Source organism: Acaryochloris marina S15 (genome assembly GCF_018336915.1).
Taxonomy (GTDB): domain Bacteria; phylum Cyanobacteriota; class Cyanobacteriia; order Thermosynechococcales; family Thermosynechococcaceae; genus Acaryochloris; species Acaryochloris marina_A.
Map to the genome: position 1 here is coordinate 40,327 of NZ_CP064923.1, position 20,393 is coordinate 60,719.

16 protein-coding genes and 1 pseudogene are annotated in these 20,393 nt (G+C 45.6%); 12 read left to right on the forward strand and 5 right to left on the reverse strand.

Going from position 1 to position 20,393, the window contains the following annotated elements; translation table 11 throughout:
* Window positions 1–33: 33 nt before the first annotated feature.
* Window positions 34–2,556 (forward strand): hypothetical protein, encoded by a 2,523-nt coding sequence (locus I1H34_RS00990; protein WP_212663936.1) that lies wholly within the window; start codon window positions 34–36, stop codon window positions 2,554–2,556.
* A gap of 292 nt (window positions 2,557–2,848) precedes the next feature.
* Window positions 2,849–3,868: an adenosylcobinamide-phosphate synthase CbiB gene (gene cbiB / locus I1H34_RS00995; protein ID WP_212663937.1), complete on the forward strand. Its 1,020-nt coding sequence runs from the start codon at window positions 2,849–2,851 to the stop codon at window positions 3,866–3,868.
* 5 nt (window positions 3,869–3,873) lie between these two features.
* Here cbiB and mltA read toward each other — a convergent pair whose 3' ends face one another.
* Together mltA and I1H34_RS01005 are read right to left on the reverse strand one after the other, a co-directional pair.
* Complete coding sequence (mltA, locus tag I1H34_RS01000; protein WP_212663938.1) at window positions 3,874–5,052, reverse strand: murein transglycosylase A; 1,179 nt, start codon at window positions 5,050–5,052, stop codon at window positions 3,874–3,876.
* A gap of 19 nt (window positions 5,053–5,071) precedes the next feature.
* Entirely contained in the window at window positions 5,072–5,323 is a 252-nt protein-coding gene (locus tag I1H34_RS01005) for a hypothetical protein (RefSeq protein ID WP_212663939.1), read from the reverse strand.
* A gap of 507 nt (window positions 5,324–5,830) precedes the next feature.
* Here I1H34_RS01005 and I1H34_RS01010 point away from each other — a divergent pair.
* Window positions 5,831–8,722: an EAL domain-containing protein gene (locus I1H34_RS01010; protein ID WP_212663940.1), complete on the forward strand. Its 2,892-nt coding sequence runs from the start codon at window positions 5,831–5,833 to the stop codon at window positions 8,720–8,722.
* Here I1H34_RS01010 and I1H34_RS01015 read toward each other — a convergent pair.
* Both I1H34_RS01015 and I1H34_RS01020 read right to left on the reverse strand, forming a co-directional pair.
* Window positions 8,715–9,482 carry an HAD family hydrolase gene (locus tag I1H34_RS01015; RefSeq protein ID WP_212663941.1) on the reverse strand — a complete coding sequence of 256 codons (768 nt, stop codon included), beginning with the start codon at window positions 9,480–9,482 and terminating at the stop codon, window positions 8,715–8,717. The genes I1H34_RS01010 and I1H34_RS01015 overlap by 8 nt on opposite strands.
* Before the next feature lie 91 nt (window positions 9,483–9,573).
* Window positions 9,574–10,143 (reverse strand): CAP domain-containing protein, encoded by a 570-nt coding sequence (locus I1H34_RS01020; RefSeq protein WP_212663942.1) that lies wholly within the window; start codon window positions 10,141–10,143, stop codon window positions 9,574–9,576.
* Between the two features lie 691 nt (window positions 10,144–10,834).
* Between I1H34_RS01020 and gatC the strand changes: the two genes are divergently transcribed.
* From gatC to I1H34_RS01060, 8 genes and pseudogenes are all read left to right on the forward strand, one after another.
* Window positions 10,835–11,125: an Asp-tRNA(Asn)/Glu-tRNA(Gln) amidotransferase subunit GatC gene (gene gatC, locus I1H34_RS01025; protein ID WP_212663943.1), complete on the forward strand. Its 291-nt coding sequence runs from the start codon at window positions 10,835–10,837 to the stop codon at window positions 11,123–11,125.
* A 192-nt stretch (window positions 11,126–11,317) separates the two neighbouring features.
* Window positions 11,318–12,502: an NAD(P)H-quinone oxidoreductase subunit H gene (locus tag I1H34_RS01030; protein WP_212663944.1), complete on the forward strand. Its 1,185-nt coding sequence runs from the start codon at window positions 11,318–11,320 to the stop codon at window positions 12,500–12,502.
* A gap of 57 nt (window positions 12,503–12,559) precedes the next feature.
* Window positions 12,560–13,237, forward strand: a complete 678-nt coding sequence (locus I1H34_RS01035) for a class I SAM-dependent methyltransferase (protein ID WP_212663945.1) — start codon at window positions 12,560–12,562, stop codon at window positions 13,235–13,237.
* Window positions 13,238–13,923: 686 nt separating this feature from the next.
* Window positions 13,924–14,751: pseudogene (locus I1H34_RS01040) on the forward strand (sulfotransferase domain-containing protein).
* A gap of 359 nt (window positions 14,752–15,110) precedes the next feature.
* Window positions 15,111–15,644 (forward strand): TetR/AcrR family transcriptional regulator, encoded by a 534-nt coding sequence (locus I1H34_RS01045; protein ID WP_212663946.1) that lies wholly within the window; start codon window positions 15,111–15,113, stop codon window positions 15,642–15,644.
* Between the two features lie 213 nt (window positions 15,645–15,857).
* Window positions 15,858–16,487 (forward strand): FMN-dependent NADH-azoreductase, encoded by a 630-nt coding sequence (locus tag I1H34_RS01050; protein ID WP_212663947.1) that lies wholly within the window; start codon window positions 15,858–15,860, stop codon window positions 16,485–16,487.
* A 147-nt stretch (window positions 16,488–16,634) separates the two neighbouring features.
* Entirely contained in the window at window positions 16,635–17,054 is a 420-nt protein-coding gene (locus I1H34_RS01055; protein ID WP_212663948.1) for a nuclear transport factor 2 family protein, read from the forward strand.
* Window positions 17,055–17,103: 49 nt separating this feature from the next.
* The gene (locus I1H34_RS01060; RefSeq protein WP_212663949.1) at window positions 17,104–17,670 is read left to right on the forward strand and encodes a carboxymuconolactone decarboxylase family protein; all 567 of its coding nucleotides are present in this window, start codon (window positions 17,104–17,106) and stop codon (window positions 17,668–17,670) included.
* A 200-nt stretch (window positions 17,671–17,870) separates the two neighbouring features.
* Here the strand turns inward: I1H34_RS01060 and I1H34_RS01065 are convergent, their stop codons facing one another.
* Entirely contained in the window at window positions 17,871–18,461 is a 591-nt protein-coding gene (locus I1H34_RS01065; RefSeq protein ID WP_212663950.1) for a TetR/AcrR family transcriptional regulator, read from the reverse strand.
* Between the two features lie 744 nt (window positions 18,462–19,205).
* On the opposite strand from I1H34_RS01065, the gene I1H34_RS01070 reads away from it, so the two are divergent.
* A complete protein-coding gene (locus tag I1H34_RS01070; protein ID WP_212663951.1) occupies window positions 19,206–20,381 on the forward strand; it encodes a zinc-dependent alcohol dehydrogenase in 1,176 nt (391 codons plus the stop codon).
* The last annotated feature ends 12 nt before the right edge of the window (window positions 20,382–20,393 follow it).

The following is a 20,393-nucleotide window of genomic DNA, read 5'->3' on the forward strand; positions in this document are numbered from 1 at the left end:
ATTCTTTGCCTTACTTAGAGACTTATTACAGCTATGAAGTACAATTCCAGCCGCTTTCACCACTCCTTATTTCAACTGTTGGTACGTCTTCAGCAGACTCGGCAAAAAGAGGGAGGATATAGCTTAGTCGTTACAGTGGCGATGCTGTTGATTTTGTCTACCCTGCTCATTAGTGCTGCGGTAGTCAGCAAAGTGGATACAGCGAGTACCAATGCTTCTGCTAGAAGTAGTAATGGCTTTTATGCTGCAGAAGCTGGGCTGAACTTGCGTGCTTCACAAATCCAAACCCAGTTTCGAGGGTTTCAGCGCCCTACAGGCACGGCTCCCCTAGATGACAATAATGACGGCGAAGTGTGGGATAACTGCGCAGATGGTAGCAGTGTTGGCACGGGTGATTTTGATTGTCGTCCATTTACGTTTCAAGGCCAAGATGTCTTTACCTACATTCAAGAGGTAGGGCAAGATGACAATTTGGATGGTGTCCCCGATGATGTGGATGGGGATGGTGTGGCCGATCCAATCTCTATTGTGGTGCCACCTGGAGAGAGGTTTGCAGGCTTAAGTGCTCAAGAATATCGGTATGATTTATGGTCTGTTGCCCAACGAAATGATCTCCCTTCTGCTGTATTGGGTATGACCTTCAAGAGTCGGGTAATTCCCTTATTTCAATTTGCTGTATTTTATGAAAATGATGCTGATTTTAGTATTCCGCCTGATATGACCATTAATGGTCGGGTGCATACCAATGGCGATCTATATTTAAATTCAGCTTTTAATCCTCTGAGACTGACTATCAACGGTGATGTGACAACTGCCGGCACCCTTTACAGAGGGAACAAAGATGCTAGAGGTGGACAACAGTGCAGCGGCAACGTCACGATTCGTAGACAAGATGGTAATCCTCAAGATTTACTGTGCCAGGGCAACGCCATTACATCCTATACCAACACCACAGCGACCCCCTCTAATATCAGTACTTGGGGAACTGCTATTGATACTGGGATTGATGTATTAGAAGTACCATCACCAGATGCCTATAATCCCACTCCTGGTAGTAGTTATTGGGATGCAGCAGATCTGCGGATTGTTCTGGAAGTTGATACGAATGGCAACCCTAGCGATCGCAACGGTAATGGTTATGTACTCGAAGTTCGCAATCAGGATGGCACCCCTAACGACAATTTATCTGAACGACTGTTGAGAAGTTGCCCAGTGCCAGAAGCAGTATTACAGCCTGATTCAGATGCAAGTCCAACTCAATACCAACAAGGGAAAACACGTCTGCAATTACTCGATAACAGCAATTTAGGTACAAATGATTCCAACAGAATTGTGACGATTGGTGATCATGTTACTGATTCAGTCAACGTCGATGTTGATAGTAATGTCATTAGTAGTCGACCTGCCACTGATGTGCGCCTTAGGAAGAGACTAAACCAAGAAATTAACTTTGACCCTGCGAACCCTCTTAACCTACCTGCCCTTCCAGGGACAATAACAGTACGCAAGGCTGTTGTCTCTACTTCCAACACCTTCTACAACTATCGGGAAAAACATGGTGTAGCGGGTGGTGATGAGGGTCGTTTTATTCGAATGGTAGATGTTGATGTGCAGGCACTGCTCGATTGTTCTCATGATCAGCAATTAATGGGAGCCACACAGCTGAATGATCGTACTGATGGGGGTTTAGTGTGGTTTGTCACAGTAGATACCCCTGACCCTAAACCCAATCTCAGTGATGATCCAGATGCTGATAGCGATAATAACTCTCAAGTTGGCAGTATCTATGGCGTGCGTCTTTATAATGGCGCTTCTCTCAATACTAGTGCTGCAGTTACTGGTGCGCCGACCATTGAGGGATTAACGGTTATCTCTGATGAAGCAGTCTACGTTCGTGGTGACTATAACCTTCACACAGATCCTGATCCAGCTGTTGATACTTGGAGACCAGCAGCTATTATGGCTGACTCCATCAATGTTTTATCGAATTCATCTTTGCTCGATGACTCTGATCGCCGGATATTTGATACCACAGGTGGTGATGGACATCCCAACAACATCCAATATCCTCGAGGAGATAATCGAGGAACGATTAATTGGAATGCTGGTCCTCGCAATTCTACTGAAACTACTATCAATGCTGCCTTTCTCTCAGGAACTGAAATTACTGGGGGGGCCAACGGTTCAGCAACGCAGCTAAATACTATCCAAAGTGGTGGGGTCAACAACTTCCCGCGATTTCATGAAAATTGGTCTGGTATTCCTTTGAATTATCGAGGGTCTTTGGTAAGCCTCAGTGAACCTCGGCGGATCAATTCTGATTTTTGTGGCAGTAGAAATGAAACTACTTGCAATATTTACAGCCCTCCGATCAGAAATTGGGATTTCGATCAGCGGTTTAATGATGCGGGTGACTTACCCCCACTCACGCCCCGAACGGTTTATTTGCGTCAGGAATTGTTCCAGCGTGATTTTGACCGCAACTCAAGTCGATCCGTGCAGTTGTTTGCTTCTGCACCTATTCTTCCTTCCATTCAGCCCAATTTTTCTCTGTAACCTATTAGACGGAAGTCGATTTGACGTTTGAAATCCCATAGTACAAAAACAGGAGCTAAGCTTGGCTCCTGTTTTTGTACTATGGGCAGTGGGCTGAAAACAGCCTGATCAACTACCGAGTCACCTGATAGCTCTCCATCAAAGGAGTAGGATCAGTTAGTTTAGATTATGGCCATATTTTCCATACCTACTGCCTACTCCTTAGGACAGCAAGTCCTCAAGCCAGATTCAATATGACTACTCTTGTCGTCACTTATCGATTTATCTCAATACTTATGTGTGTTTGTAGTCAGTGATCACTTCTGATTCTGCACTGGCCTTCGACCGGCTCTTACCTATTGTGGTCCTGATCAGTGCTGCAATCCTTGATTTTGCGATTGGTGACCCTTGGGGGTGCCCCCATCCTGTTCAAATGATGGGTTGGATCATTCAACGCTATACCAAGGGAGCACTTCGGTGGTGGAATGAACCCTGGCAACTGCGGATAGCGGGTATACATCTGACGATCGCACTGGTTTGTAGCGTGAGTTTGGGGAGCTGGCTGCTGTTCTATGGGTTGGACCGGTGGGCTTGGCCGATTAGCTTGGGAGTAGAAGTTGTTTTGCTCGCCAGTTGTTTTGCCGGTCGTAGTTTACGTGATGCAACGGTTGACGTTCTTAAACCTCTAGCGAAAGCGGATCTAACCGTGGCGAGATCTCGGCTTCGTCGCTATGTCGGTAGAGACACCGATACCTTGGCAGAGCAAGATATCTTAAGGGCGTTACTAGAGACCGTTGCCGAGAATACCACGGACGGTGTGATGGCTCCTTTGTTTTATGCCTTGGTGGGTCTGGCCATTCCTGGGATAGGCCCCGTACCGATGGCGTTGTTCTATAAGGCGGTCAGTACATTAGATTCGATGATTGGGTATCGTACAGCCCCTTACACTGATCTGGGTTGGTTTAGTGCTCGTCTGGATGATGCGCTGACCTGGTTGCCCTGCCGATTGATGGTACTCACCGTTGGATTGTTATCGGGCAAACTCAAATCTGTCTGGGTGATTGGTTGGCGAGATGCCCGCAAGGATCCTAGCCCTAACTCGGGCTGGAGTGAATGCGCTTATGCTGCCATCTTGGGCGTGCAGTTGGGAGGACAAAATTGGTATCGTGGCGTTGCTAAACTAAAGCCGCTGCTGGGCAATCCCCTACAACGGATTACAGCGAAGCATATCGAAGTAGCGATTCGCCTCACCCGCAACTGCTTTTTGCTGTGGTTGGGATTGGCAGTGGCCTTCACTTGGTTAACGTTGCCAACCCCTGGGTCTTTGGGTTAACGGTATCAGTTGTCTTTGAGCAGCAAATAATAGAGCTGCCCGGATCCCGTCATCACCCCTGCTCGTTCCTTCGCTTTTGCCCCAGTCCCCATAAAAACATCCACCCGACCTGGGCCTTTGATTGCACTGCCCGTATCGTGATCTAGCACAAACCGACTGACATCTTTGAATTCTAGCTTTTGGCTGGCATTGTAGTAGGGTAAGTTGGTTTGGATCAGCGCTAATGCACCAGGGGGCATGAGCGATTTATCGGTTGCAATGGAGCGCTCATCGGTGACGGGGACATTCAGATTCCCCATGGGAGGCGAACCAAAGGTTTCTTGAAAAAAGACAAAGCTTTTGTTTTTGGGAATGTATAAATCTAAATCTTGAGGATTCTCGTCAAAGTACTGCAGTACAAGAGGTAGACTCAATTCCTCAAGGGTGAATTTGCCATCGGCAATTAAAGCTTTACCGATACTGGTATAGGGATGTGCGGTCTTTCCGGCATAACCGACTGTCATTTCTGTGCCATCAGTGATACCCAGACGGGCCGATCCTTGCACTTGGACTAGGAATGCCTGGATGCGATCGCGCAGCCATACCAACTCCAATCCCTGCAATTGACCTTGAGATCCTTGCAAGCCATCTGCGCCCTCTAGCTCTGCTCGGGTGGGATGGGGTTTTGGCCATTCCTTCAAATCTGCGGGAGCCTGATACAGGGGGTAGCGAAACTCTGCGGTGGGTTTGCGGCTAGCGGGATAGGTCGCCTCGTAATATCCCGTAAAATCGACATTGCCCTTTTGGTCATTGCCAATAGATTGGTAAAACTGAAATTCACGCTTGACCGCCTTTTCTAGGGCTTTTGGCGACTTGGCCTGCACCACCAACTGCCGAAAACGGCGGAGGCTACGGGAGACACGATCGCGGGTGATACCCGGAACTTTATAGTCTTGGTAATCTTTTTGGGCTTTTTCAGTTCCTAAATACTCCAAGCTGTGATCAATCGCCGTCAGCAGCGCTTTATAGTCTCCTTTCTGGCCATTTATTTTTTTCCATAGCTGTTTATCCTTTGCTAAACCCCTGGGCAGTTGGTCTGTAGAAATGACCTGTAAGGGAAGAGGTTCCATGGGGGGTGTTGCAGCCGTCAGAGAAGTGGTGGCAGCAGTACACCCCAAAAGCAAAGGCAGAGTTAGAAAAAACATGCAGTCAAACGATTAGAACTTAATAACGGTCGACGCTAGATAAGAAAACAGGTTCCACTCGAATGGCAGTAATGCTAGAAGGACGGATCACCATATACTCGCCCTGGATATTTTTAATGGGGACGTTAATGAATTCCTTGGAGTCTGACTTGGGTACCAGCTCGTTGCTGTACCACTGCTGAAATTCTTGAATAGTTGCAAACCGAACCTCTTCTTTGTGGCCCCCTTCGATAAACAGGTGGACCGCATATTCATTGGCAGTTTTTGGCATTGTTGGATGTTGTGATGTACTCCGAGCTAATTATGGACAAAAACTAGCGCAAACATAACGAATGGATTGATATTCTTGTCTAACCCCATACCGATAGCAGCGGGTAAACCTCTCTCCTACCACAGCAGAGGATGGCTGTGAGCCATGGACTGGTTGATTCAGAATTCATCCTGCATCAAGGTTGACTGGGTGACCAGTGCGGTCAAGCGTTTCTCAAGTCTGGCACTGTTCATCTATCGATAAAGGAGGGAACACTAAGAAGTTATGGGGCTAATATCTAATAAGATTCTCATAGGTTTTTAATATATTTATGAATCAAAAATAAACGAAAAAGTTTTCTAGTTGATAGTTAACAATACACTGATACCTACGCCCTTGAGGTCAATGCCTGAGCTGTCACCATAGATTTATTCACCTCAGTGAGACTAATGCTATATCGGCAACGTAAATATAAATATATTTGTTAAAATAAAAAATGATCCCCGTGCTGAAAATAAGTTTAAGCCTATGGTGAGAACTGATCTAAACCTGAGAATGTTAGACATCTCAGTTGCCAGTTTTAACCAGTCCAATGCAGATCAGCTAAGAAAGATGAGCCAGAAGAGATATGGCTGGCTGTGGAAGATAGCAATTTTGCCATCCCTTGCCATTGGATTAGTCACGGGGACACCGGATGTTAAAGCAGAAGAGAATATTCTAGTTATTCATTCTTACCATCCAGAACTGTCTTGGACTGACCAAGTTAAACAGGGCATTGACCAATCTTTTCAAAAACGTCGGCCCGAGGCCAAAATTTTCCATGAATATCTAGATGGCAAACGTCTACCTGCCCTAGAACATTCTCAAAGTTTCCTAGAGTTGATTCAGGAAAAATATCAAAAGATACCCCTGGATGCCTTAATGGTTTCGGATGATCCGGGTTTACAGTTAATCTTGCAAGTTCGCGATCAGTATTTTCCCAAAGTGCCCATTGTGTTTTTGGGCATTAATCATGTTCAACCCGAACTCTACAATGTTCCTGGATTAACAGGAGTATTTGAAAAACATAGCGTCGCTCAGACTGTTCAAGTTGCTAAGCAACTGACGGGGGCAGATGGCTTGATTGTGATTAATGATTCCACGGAAACGGGACAAGCCAATATCAAACGGATCAATGAGATCAAACAGCTCCCTAACGTGCCTCAATCCATTGCGATTATCCATGATGTGACACCTGAAGATTTACCTCAAAGGTTATCTGCCTTTCCTTCGACATGGCCGGTATTGCCTATGGGGCAGCTCCGTCAAGGTCATGCCAAAGGAAAGTTGATTAACTTTGAGATGGATACCCAAATCCTCAGAGACAAGTTGCCGAATCCCCTGTTTACTGCCACAGTGATGCGGGTAGGGCCAGGAGCCGTAGGCGGCAAAGTTCTTGAAGGGGGGTTTCATGCTGACCAGGCAGTCCGTTTGGTTGAACAAATTTTGGATGGGGCTAATCCGACTGATCTGGAGCCGATTGCTGAGTCCAAAAATCTGTGGATGTTCGATGCTAGAGAGCTAAAGCGTTTTCGGATCAATCCTCGAGATTTACCCGTAGGTAGCATGGTGCTCTATAGTGAGCCCTCCTTTTATGACCAGCATCAGGGTTTGGTATGGGTCGTCTTCGGCGCTTTTTCCAGTTCTTTAGTGATGATTGCTTTGCTGATAGAGGTATTGCGTCGGCGAGCACAGGTTGAGAAAACCTTGCGAGACAATGAAAAACGCTATAAAGACCTGGCAGAAGTGGGTGCCAATACCTTCTGGGAATTGGATATAAATCTGAATTTGTCCTATGTCTCTGATCGGAAGGGGTATCAAACATCAGCCATTTCTTCTCAGGCCATTGGTTTGTCTTTAACGGATGTGTTTGCAGATGAAGAGATGTTTGAGTTTAATACCAAACGTCTAGACACTATTCTGCATTGGCGTCGACCGATTCAAGACTTTATCTTTTTTGCCAAAGAAGATAATCAAGAGATGCGAATCTTTAAGCTGAATGGTAAGCCTATTGTTGATGATGCCCAGCTATTTCAGGGGTATCGAGGGATTCAGCGAGATATTACCGAAGAGTATTTCTTAACCAAAAAGATTGCCTATCAGGCGGCCTACGATAGTTTAACGAATCTGTTGAATCGTTCAGAGTTTGATAATCGGTTACAAGAATCCGTCGATCAGGCTAGAGAAGACAAGACTAAGTTTGTATTGTGCTATCTCGATTTGGACCAATTCAAGTTGGTCAACGATACCGCTGGCCATATGGTTGGCGATCAGTTGCTCACCGAATTAGCACAACTCCTCAAACAAAAGATTCGCCCCGATGATGTTCTGGGACGTTTGGGGGGGGATGAATTTGGATTGCTGATGCAAGACTGCTCTTTGTCAGAAGCCCAAGCCTGTTGTGAAATGTTGGTGACTACAGTCCAGACCTTCCGCTTTCAGTGGCAAGACAGTCAATTTAGAGTGGGGGTGAGTGTTGGTATTGTGGCCTTCGCAGATGCCAGCTATACCTCAGAAGAACTTTTAAGTCGGGCAGACCTGGCTTGCTATAAAGCCAAGGATGCTGGCCGGGGACGAGTCTACGTTGCCAATCAAAATGATCGTGAGCTAGACCATTATCAATTGCAAATGGCTCATATTGCGGATATTCCCCAAGCCATTGAAGAAGACCGATTATTCTTAGTGAAGCAGCCTATCCTGAATATTAATCAGCCTTCTGCTCTATTTCGCCATTATGAAATTCTTTTACGGTTGAGAGATGGCAAAAACAATATTATTGGGCCTGGATTGTTTATTCCGGCGGCAGAACGCTATGGCGTGATTGGTCTGATTGACAAGTGGGTGTTAGAAAATACCCTCCGCCAGTACTATCAATGTGGCTTAAAAGATGTGGTTGTTTCCATTAATCTGTCAGGGGCCAGCATTAATGATGAGCGAGCGATGGCGGACGTCATTGCCTTGATCACCCAGTCCAATGTGCCCCCCAGCAATATTTGTATCGAGATTACTGAAACGGCCACCATTGCTCAATTGGATCAGGCCCTGCGGTTTATTGAATCCCTCAAGAAGATTGGGGTAAAGTTTGCTTTGGATGATTTTGGCAGTGGTGTGTCCTCCCTGAGCTATTTGAAGAGCTTACCGGTGGACTACCTCAAGATCGATGGCAGTTTGGTGAAGAATATTGCTGTTGTAGAGAGTGATCGCGAAATCATCTACCTAATTAATGAGTTAGCCCATAAGCGAGGGATGAAAACGATTGCTGAATTTGTGGAAAATGAGCAGATTCTAGAGCAGTTACGGATTATTGGTGTGGACTATGCCCAAGGCTATGGCATTGGTAAGCCAGAGCCGTTAGCGGTCACTCAATTAATGGTTAGCTGACCGATTTTCCCCCCAGGGATGTCAGGAACGCCATATCTATATATTCAATGTTTGCAGTTGCGCCAGCTAATCGAGACAAGGGGTGGTCTGGATCCCCCAAACCATTGATGACGAGTAATGCCCCAGTAAAGTCTTGGGTTTGGGTATAGTCGTTGACTGTGATGATGGGCTGACAGCCAGCGGTACAGGCGGCTTGACAGCCCGCCTGGGAATCTTCAAACACCAGACAGTCAGAGGGTGCTAAGGCCAGTTGGTTCAGTGCATAGCGGTAAATGTCGGGAGCAGGCTTTTTGGCCGGGACTATGTCTCCGGCGGCAATGGTCTCGAACCAATGCAGGCTGTCTGTACCTAATGTGTGCTCTAGGAGGACGATCACATTGGGAAGATCGCTGGTGGTTGCGATCGCAAGTCGTATCCCTTTATCCCTCGCTTCTTGTAGCAAGCGCTCCACCCCAGGCCGCAGCGGAATCGTACCCTGGCGGAGTAGAGCTTGGTAATGCTTGTTTTTAGCTCCATGCAGGTCTGCAATAAAGCCCTTCAGATCTTGAGGGGGCTGCCACTGGGGGCAAAACTGCTGGATATAATGGTGAATCCGCTCTTTGCCCCCTGCGACCTGGAGGAGCTGTCCATATTGGTCAACGGACCAGTGCCACTCTAATCCGGCATCCGTAAAGGCTTGGTTAAAGGCGACTCGGTGACCATCGCGCTCTGTGTCTGCTAAGGTGCCGTCCACATCAAAAATTAGAGCTTGGAGAGACAAGGGTGCGATCGCAAAACATCATCTTCAACCTATCAAATAATAGGTAGGATATCGCTGAATAAATAGGTATGAAAAGAGTGACCGCTCGCCTTTATTTAGGTTCCATATAGATTTGAGTGACATAGTAGGTTTGTCCATCGCGCCAAATTCCGACGCCTGTCTCTTGCATCTCTGGTAGCAGAATATTTTTACGATGGCCGGGGCTTCTCATCCAGCTGGTAACGGATAGACTCACGGGATCAGGCGAACGATTACATTTCATCAGGTTTTCCCCAATAAGATATGCCCTGAGGCCCAACGCCTCGACTCGGCGGCGGTGGTTGCGGCCCTGATGATCAATATGGCTGTAAAAATTATGGTGTGCCATCTGCTGGCTATGGGAGCGGGCCGCTAGAGACAGAGTGGGATTGAGGCGTAGGTCCGGTAGGCCACGGCCTTGACGTTTGAGATTAATCCGTCGCAAAACATCTGCTTCCATCTGAGCGATGTTGCTGGATTGAACCGGTAAGGTAAAAGTACTTGTCCTTAGAGAGGACGGTTGCAGAGATTGGGATAAACTCGGCGTTGCGACGAGGCTAAGGCCCAAGGCCAAACTTAGAGGCCAGCCCCAACGTCTAAAAATAGATAAATGAGACGCCTGATGCTCCTGACTGATGTGCATGAATTGATTCCCCCCGGAATAGACAAAAACAGGCAACGATCTGGCTAATGAAATGAGTATGGCAAGTCCATGTTTGCGATCGCGTCTTTGTAAGCAAGCCCTTTGTCCAACATGCGTATAACTTTGGCACAGAGAAGTGAAGAACTCGGTAATTCTGACTACGAAAAATGGATAAATCTCCATAGCAAATGGCGCCCTGATTCGAGAAGTGATCAGTAAGCAATTGCTATACTCAAAAATTGGTCGATAAAAGCCTGTCTTATCCTTAGGGTAGACACTTTAGCTTTCTATTCGAACATAGAAAAATAATTTAATTCCCAAAACTAAAATAAATAAGCTAATTACTGCTGGGCTAGCTCTAACTAAGCCTTAATTGACCAGACAAAAAGTTTGGATTTTATAGGAGGACTGCTGTTAAAACGATAAATTTAGATGTCTTGAAATAATATAATAATGTCCTAATCGTTGCTAAAAAAGATGTGATCTTGAGGGGCGATTCACTGTGCGCTCTGAAGGATTGAGACAATAGGGCTGCTTTTGAACCCTGCAGATGTATCTGTATATGCAGTGGACGTGGATGGGGTTTGATATCACCTATATTCACGTCAAGCTAAGATTAAGTGAGTGAACTGCCATTTGCTGTGGGACACTCTAGAAAAGTCACAGCTAGCATTACATAGGAGATGCTCTCATGCTGGAGCGTGCAGAAGTCGATAAAGTTGCCCATCTGGCCCGCCTATCCCTCACGGATACTGAATCAGAACAGTTCACCACTCAGTTGGGGGATATCCTCGACTATTTTGAGCAATTGAGCGAGCTTGATGTTGCAGAGGTAGAGCCCACCACCCGAGCCATTGACGTTAGCAATGTCACTCGTACCGATGATCTAACGCCCTATGATGATCGAGAGGCCATTGTGGCTTGTGCGCCGGACCAGGAAGATGAGTATTTCAAAGTGCCCAAAATCATGGGTGAAAGTTGATTGAGCAGCGGGTTAACCCAGAGTTGTTGCTCTCTCCTATAAAAATATTTGAATTCCTGGATTAGAGATCTGTACCATAGGTAAGGACATACTTCTCCTAGACCATGTCTAGTGAGTGATGTCGGTGATAAACTAGCAGGCTCCACCATTCTTGGGTTGTAGTCGTTTTCTCGGAAGGAACCGTTACGCAATATGCCAACCATTGAAACCCGCACCGAACCCATGGTCCTTAACATGGGACCTCAACACCCTTCTATGCACGGGGTGCTGAGACTCATGGTGACCCTAGATGGTGAGAATGTCGTCGATTGTGAGCCGGTGATTGGCTACCTGCATCGCGGCATGGAAAAAATTGCCGAGAGTCGGTCCAACATCATGTTCGTCCCCTATGTCAGCCGCTGGGATTATGCGGCAGGCATGTTCAACGAAGCCATCACGGTCAACGCACCAGAACGCTTAGCAGATATCAAGGTGCCGAAGCGGGCCAGCTATATCCGAGTGATTATGCTGGAGCTGAATCGAATTGCAAATCACCTGCTTTGGCTTGGCCCCTTCCTCGCAGATGTGGGAGCCCAAACCCCCTTCTTCTACATTTTCCGGGAACGGGAAATGATTTACGATTTGTTTGAAGCCGTGAGTGGCATGCGCTTCATTAATAACAACTACTTCCGGATGGGCGGGGTCGCAGCTGACCTCACCTATGGTTGGGTCTCCAAGTGCTTAGACTTTTGTGATTACTTTCTCCCCAAAGTCGATGAGTATGAGCGTCTGATCACCAATAACCCCATCTTTATTCGACGCCTAGATGGTGTGGGTACCATTAGCCGCGAGGATGCGATTAATTGGGGCTTGTCGGGTCCCATGCTGCGAGGATCTGGCGTTCAATGGGATCTCCGTCGAGTTGATCACTATGAATGCTATGACGACTTCGATTGGGAAGTGCAGTGGGAAACCAAAGGAGACTGCCTCGCCCGCTATTATCTGCGGATTCGTGAAATGCGGGAGTCCGTCAAAATTATTAAGCAAGCTCTAGAACATCTACCCGGTGGCCCTTACGAAAACTTAGAAGCCAAGCGGATGATGGAAGGCCGCAAATCGGAGTGGAATTCCTTTGAATATCAGTTCTTGGGTAAGAAGCTCGCCCCCACCTTCAAAATTCCTGAAGGTGAACTTTATGCCAGAGTCGAAACAGGTAAAGGTGAGCTAGGCATCTATCTGATTGGTGATGAGAATGTCTTCCCTTGGCGATGGAAGATTCGCGCCCCTGATTTCAATAATTTGCAGGTCTTACCCCAGTTACTCAAAGGCATGAAGGTCGCCGATATTGTGGCGATTCTAGGGAGCATTGATGTGATTATGGGATCCGTCGATCGCTAATCTCAGCTGCTCAACTGACGAGAGTAGTGGACTGATATCTGTGCGCGGGGTGATCGTATGTCTAACGTCTCTGAACTCATTCAAGAGATGCAGACGTACTATCACCATCGTGCTGCTGATTATGATGTCTCGATGGGCTATGACCAGCCTGAAGTGGTTGCTCAACTAGCCGATGTCATTGAGCATCTCAGACAGTTGGTAACGGGTAAACGGGTGTTAGAGATAGCCTGTGGCCCTTGTTTCTGGACGGAACAAATTTATGATTGCACTCATTCTTTTCTAGCAACCGATTACAACCAAAGTACCTTAGAGCAGGCAGCCCTTAAGCAACTCCCCGCTCACAAAGTCCAGCTCCAGCAGGCTAATGCCTATCAGCTCTCCGATCTTCCTCACGATTTTGATGTTGTCCTAGCGATAGATTGGTTGGCTCATGTTCCAATGTCAAGAATGCGTGATTTTCTGCATGACCTGCATCTGCATATGAAGGGACAAGTGGTGTTTTGTGATCAGCTCCCTGGATCCCAATCTTGGACAGGAAAATTTGATTCTGAAGGAAATCATTTACAGTTACGCCATTTGAAGAATGATGCATCCTATACCGTGATCAAGCATTTCTTCTCAGATACAGAAATCGCAAATATTTTTTCTGATTTTCCAGTGAATGTTGAGATAGATCGTTATCCTGATGTACAAAGAATAGTGTTGTCTTATTCGTTAAACTCTACGACTATTTAGTAATAAGTCTAGTAGACGCTAAGAGAATAATGATCATCGGAAGTAGAGCTTGGCAGTCGCCATTGCTAAAATTCTTAGATTATTTACAGCCTGATTTGGATATCGGCTATCTTCGATTTCACCCTGATTAAGAGGGAGAGTAGGAATAGTGTGTGTAGATTACTTATGCGATCGCACTACTATGCCTTACATGATGGATATCAATCTTGAATGATTTATGAATTATTTATATTTTTAGAATATTTTTATTCTTAAATATAAAAAACTGAATCTTGCATTCTATGATCCCAAAATTCAGTGGATTAGGCTACTCTAGCAAGCTAAGTCAATAATTTAACTCATAAAAAAAATATAAAATAATATTTATTAAATTAACCAGATACTTTTAAAAGTATTAATAGATACAAAAAAATAGTAATTAGAGTTACAAACTTTTTGAGCTGTTAGTCTTACTATATTCAAAGGTATAGTTTTCCCGCTAACTGTAATTTAATACTGGCCTGCATAATCTTTTAAAACTGGAGATTAACGTATTCTTAATCCTATTTTTAGGAAATATTTTTGCATGCAAATTAGTTAACTATATTTAGTTTTATTGAATGGTTGCTCTTAGGTTCTACAGAAATTTTATTTCAATGAAATTTTAGTCAAGCAGCTAATAAATTATTTTTTTCGATTCAAACACCATGAAAATCAAACATATACTGAATACAATTGATCGACATTTTCATCCCTCTCATATCTATGCACTTCAGCCAGATCATGATCTTCTGAGAGAGAATCGACCCTATAGAGAAGCCAATGATATTGTTCTTTTGTCTTATCCAAGATCTGGGAATACATGGCTGAGGCGGCTGCTGGCTAACTCGATTTTAGAAGCTCAACAATACCCATCTTCTATCCAATCCGATATCCCTTTTGAAACCGTTGTCCCATCAATTTATACGCAAAGTATCAAACCACCCTGTCTGCATCATTATGATGATATCTGTCACCGCATTGTTAAAAGCCATGAGCATAGGGATGCAAAGAAACATAAGACGGTTTATGCATTTCGTAACCCTGTAGATACATTGGTCTCTTGGCATCACTTCGTCGCCAATTCTCCAAGCCTCTTACAACAATTTCCTTGAGTGTCCGATCTTTCCATCGATGAGTTTTGCTTGAATGCAGTAGAGGGCTGGGCCAAGCATATTCAACAAACTCGTCACTATAAGGACATCTTGTTAGTGGAATACGAAAACTTATTTCAGCATCCTCATCAGATGCTGGCCAATATTTTGGATTTTTGCAGTATTCCCCGCAGTAATATTGATCTAGATCAGATCATTGAGAACCAATCGATCTGTAAGCTAAAGCCGGTGACTCAATCCCAAGAACTCAGAAAAGGCGGGGTTGGACATGGCGAAAATGAATTACGGCCTGACACCGTGACTGAGCTACGTCAGTATCAACAAATGCTCAACATGACCTGGAAATCTGACATGGAACGTAGTCTGACGACTGCAATGTAAATTCAGTATAGAACTCGACTCTCCTCTCATCTGACTCATCAGAGCTATCGAGGTTAACCCCAGTCACAGTATTGCAAAAGAACTTCCAATAGTGGTCGATCTGGCTGGCACCCCTATCAATGCAAGTATTCTTAACTACGTGGCAACCGGCAAATATGCCCCGCGAGGGTATTTGCAGCGGTAAGCTCGCGACTTGATCTATTGACCACCATTAGGATATGGAGGCACCAACCATAAACCCCAATCAAGCCTCTGAACATTAGTTTTATGATGCATTGGATTATTTGCCAAAATATTCCCTTGCATTTTTCAGATGCCTGCCGTAAACTACATACATGTAGACAAGTTGTAAAAGCGTTGTGGGCAATACGAGGACAAAAATCTTAGATGTGGCGGAGCGCTTGACCCAAACAAAAGGGTTCAATGGCTTTAGTTATCTTGATTTGGCCGATGAAATTGGCATTAAAAATTCAAGCATACACTACCACTTCAAAGCTAAGGCCGATCTAGCCTTGGCTTTGGTAGAACGCCTGCATGAAGGACATAGTGCTGTCTTTGAAGATCTCAATAAAAACCTCGATACACCACAACAACGGTTGCAAGCAGTGGTCGACTATTTTCAAACTTACATCCAAGACGAGAAGTTTTGTATGTGTGGAATGATGGCGGCAGAGTTGCAATCGGTTAGTCCAGCAGTGAGAAGTCGTCTGATTGCGTACTTTAAGGACCTTCAAATCTGGCTTACTGAGCAGTTTGCGGCAATGGGAGAACCCGATGCCCAAAACAAAGCACTCAGGTTTGTTAGTACAGCGGAAGGTTCATTGTTGCTGGCGAGACTTGAGAATGATCCTAAAATTGTTGGCCAAGCGTTGAAAACGTTTATCCACGGCTGACATATTTTTGGGTTATATTTTTTTGGTCCATTTATCTACATACATATAGGTCAGCTTTGAGCTATGCTTTGTTTAGACCTCGTTGCAGGTTTTTCTGTGAGGTGAATTTTCTGAAAAGTCAGCTCACAGTTTTCATCACCACTTCTCTGCAAGAGAGCAGAAACCAGACAGAAACCGGATTCGCACCTATTTACTTAGACTTGAGGTTACATCATGAAGAAACTGCTTTACATCAAGTGTTCACCGCGAGGCACTCGCTCCAAGACAGCCCAAATTGCTGAAGCATTTTTACCTACTTACAAAGAGAAGTATCCCGACGCAGAGATTGAGGAACTCGACCTTTTTAAGGTCAAACTGCCTGAATTTGACGGCGATGCCGCTGCTGCGAAGATGTCTTTCTTCGGTGGACCTGATATGGACAGCAAGCAGCAGACTCTCTACGATGAATTGGTTCGGCTCTTCAACCAGTTCAACTCCGCTGACGATTATTTGTTCAGTATTCCAATGTGGAACTTTGGTGTGCCCTGGAAGTTGAAGCTCTACATCGACCTGTTGAGCATGCCCGGTACCCTTTTCGGCTTCGATCCAGCAGTTGGCTATAGCGGGCTGCTTAAGAATAAGCGTGCGACCGCAGTGTATTCGGCAGCTATTTACAGTTCTGGCGCATCAAAGCAATTTGGGACTGACCACGTATCAACCCATTTCACCGACTGGTTAAACTTCGCTGGTATCGACGATGTTGCTACGGTATGGTATCAACGCTACAAGATGGTCAGTGACGACGAGGCGAGTGCAGCCTTGGAGCAGGCGCGGGAAGAGACTAGGGTAGCGGCACGGCGCTAAGTACAGCACTCACTGGAAGCAATTAACCAGAGTCGGAAACCCTATTTTTTTGACCTATTAATTCACATACATGTAGGTCAGTTTTGATCCTTCTTCTGTTAAACGTTGAACTCAAAATCTAATCCAACCCCAAAGGAGACTAAAACAATGTCAACTACAACCACACTAAACGTAACCCCTAAAACAGCCGCTGACGAAGCACAGAGCTTTGCAGAATACAAAGCTGTTGAAGCTGCTTTGCAGCCTTATATTGAGTCCGCCAAAACAGGTGACGGCGCACTTTGCCGGACGGCCTTTTATGACCATGCTCATATTGTTGGCTCAGTACACGGCACTTTCTATGACTTGGATGCTGACACGTTCAAAGGCGCGGTCAATGAAGCTGGTGCATCTCCAGACGTTCAGTCCCACATTGCCTGGATTGATATTTCTGGACCTGCCGCCGGCGCAAAGGTTGAATTTATCAATTGGGCTGGTTTCCGCTACACCGATTTCTTTGTTCTCTACAAGCAGGATGGACAGTGGAAAATCAGCGGTAAGGTCTACGATTCTTACGCTCAAAACTAATCTTCAACCCTAACGCTAAAAAAACAACGCTAAAAAAAGGAGAAACACGATGACGAACTTTATTTTGCACACTGAAGAAACTGCGCCCGAAGGAAGCAAAGCGATTCTGCAAGGCGCTAAGAAAGCCTACGGATTTGTGCCGAACCTGATGGCTACTTTGGCGGAATCCCCTGCGGCAGTGGAAGCATACGGTACGCTTTCTGGAATCTTTGACAAAAGCGACTTTACCTCAGCAGAGCGTCAAGTTGTTTTGATGACCAACAACCGCCTGAACGGTTGCACGTACTGCATGGCCGCACATTCAACCATTGCCAAAATGCAGAAAGTTCCAGCTGATGTCATTGAGACATTACGTAAAGGCACATCATTTACCGATCCGAAGCTTGAAGCGCTGCGCGTATTCTCGGCTAAAGTCAATGAGAATCGTGGTGTTGTCAGTGATGCTGATATCGCTGCGTTCATTGCGGCAGGTTACAGCAAGGCCAATGTCCTCGAAGTTATTGTGGGAACGGGCTTAAAGGTCCTGTCCAATTACACGAATCACGTTGCCCAATCCCCTATTGATGACGCATTCCAGTCAAATAAATGGTCTGCAGATATGTCTGAGGCTGCATAGCAAGCAGGGGTATTGATCTGTGCATAGGACAATACCCTTTACTTTAGCCCGCAACTAAAAGCTTGAAAAATGATATGCCCCTGCTACCCTAAGTCCCTGAGGTAGATGGAGGGAGATTGTCAACTTAACCTTACATTACCGAAATTTAAATACATTGTTCCTGTCTCTACAGTTGCCTTGAACTAGTATTGATAAATACCTTAAGAACAAACCAAATAACTACTCAAGAATGAACTCATCTTCTCGATTGGCTTGACGGATTGTTCTAACTGCATTCTTAACAAAGCGCCTTCATAGGCATTAACCAGGAAATCAGCTAGTTCCTCGGCAGAGATATCATCACGAATGACGTTTCGACTCTGCCCGCGTTTAAGGGTTTGGGAAAACTGCTGTTTCATACCTTCTAGGCCTTCAATCATGGCCTGCCGACACAGCTCACTACTCCCTCCCAGCTCTGCCCCCAAGTTGCCTATGAGGCATCCAGTTTTCGAGTCCTGATGCCGCTGCACTTCTCTCTCAAAAAAATTCTTGAGGGCCATGAATGCGTTGTCTTCAGGTTCCTTAAGCTGATCAGACATACAGGCAATCAACTGCTGAGAGTAGTGCCGAATCACCTCAGCTGCAAAATGCTCCTTGCTTTCAAAGTAGTTATAGAAAGACCCTTTAGGAACGTTGACCTGATCAACAACTTCTTTGATCCCAGTACCGTGATAACCCTGACTAATAAACAATTTTAGTCCTTCATCTAGAAGTCTTTCACGGGTGTTGTCATTGCGTCTTGGCCTGGCCATGTAGACAGTATATGACCAGGAACGCTACATAGCTATTGAGGAACCTAAACTATGCTAGAGAGAATCAATACCAAACACCGTCGGGTTAATAATTTTAACCCGTTAAAGGCTGTCACCAACCAGACAGGGATTTTTGTATCAGAGGGAAATTATCATCCTCCCACCTCTGATTAATGTACTGCTTCAACGACAGAATTAACGGTTCAGGTCGATGGTGGATATATTCCGATCCAAGAGAAAGGTAAACGGAGTTTTGAAGCGTTGGCAGAAATGTACTATCGACCAGAAAATATTCAATTTATCGATCGCCATCATCGTGAGATTGTCGATAAAAAAGGAAAAAGGCAATAGACAAGAGAAGGCGCTCATAATGTCTTACAGAATTAGGGCAGCCATGATCAGTGATGAATAGAATCAGTGATGAATGGAAAAGTAGATGGAAAGGCCCCGTGATCAAGAGTCCAACTATCACTGCTTAAAGAAACTTTTTGATTACGCTCCCATTGAGTGAACCTAAAATAGAGAAAGTTAGAGTCTGTATTCCATTCGCCGCGAGGGTTATAGCACTAACGCTGTTTTATATTCTGATGCTTATTTAACCCCTATAAACATATCAATCAAGACATTTGACGTTTAAAGATGACTGGTCATATAATTCTAGACGACCGGTCATATAGTTGTTTTATGACAAGACCAAAGCGTAGCGAAAACATCTGAGAAAAACTTCTGTAAAAAGGGCTTCAGTTGTTGCCTGGTCAAGGCTATCACGGCACTGGCACCAAGGAAGTTGTTGCTCAAGTCGACGTTCCAAAAGGTTCTTTACCCAAAAAAATTATGCTAGCAACTTACTATCACGAGCGTTCAGACATTCGCGTTGGCAATCTACCCGACCCAACAATACTCTCGGATACAGACGCCATCGTTCGCGTTACCCTCGCAGGGATTTGTGGTGCCGACTTCGACTTTATTAACAACGGTCCCGAAATGGGTGTTCCCCAGGGCATGCGGATGGGGCATGAGTTTGTCGGAATCGTGGAAGCCGTCGGGAAGGCCGTTCATACCGTTAAAGTCGGAGACCGTGTAGTTGCCTCAGCCATGTTTGTTGACGGTGTATGCCACCATTGCAAACGCGATCTCCCCTCAGCCTGCGAACATGGCGGTCTGTTTGGTTCTCCCCTCTTCGTACAGCACGGCGGCAGTGATATTCAAGGTGGCCAATCCGAATTTGTGCGCGTGCCCTATGCCAATGGAACCCTATTCAAACTGCCTGACAGCTTTACGTCGGGTTCAGAAGACCACAAAGCGCTACCGCTGGCAGATAATTTTGCAACTGGATATCATGGCGCCCTTAACTCAAATATTCTCCCTGGCGAAACAGTTGTTGTTATCGGTGACGGAGCGGTGGGACAGAGTGCTGTGATGGCAGCAGCAAAGCTCTTTAATCCTGAGCAGGTTATCCATGTGGGCCGGTACGATAGCCGACTGGAGTTTTCCAAGCAAAAAAGTGGCGCGACCCATACTGTAAATGGCAAAACCCAAGACCCAATCGAGTATGTGAAGAGCTTGACTAATGGTTACGGCGCCATGTCGATTATTGACACCGTTGGTAATAAAGGATCGATTTCGCAAGCCATGGCGATGGCCCATGCAGGCGGTAAATTGAGCGTGCTTGGGTTTGGGCATCTTTATGAACCTGTAGATGCCCCCTACTCTGATGCTCTATTTAGAAACCTGACTATTCATACAGGCGTCGTGAATGTCGCCGCCTATATGAGGACGCTGCTTCCGATCGTCGAAAACGGGCAGATTGATCCCAGTGTCATCTTTACGGATACCTTGCCACTTGCAGAGGCTAAGCAAGGCTATGACTTAATGATGGGTCGGTCGGCCGGTACAGTCAAAGTTGCGCTTAAGCCCTAATTCGCAGCCAAC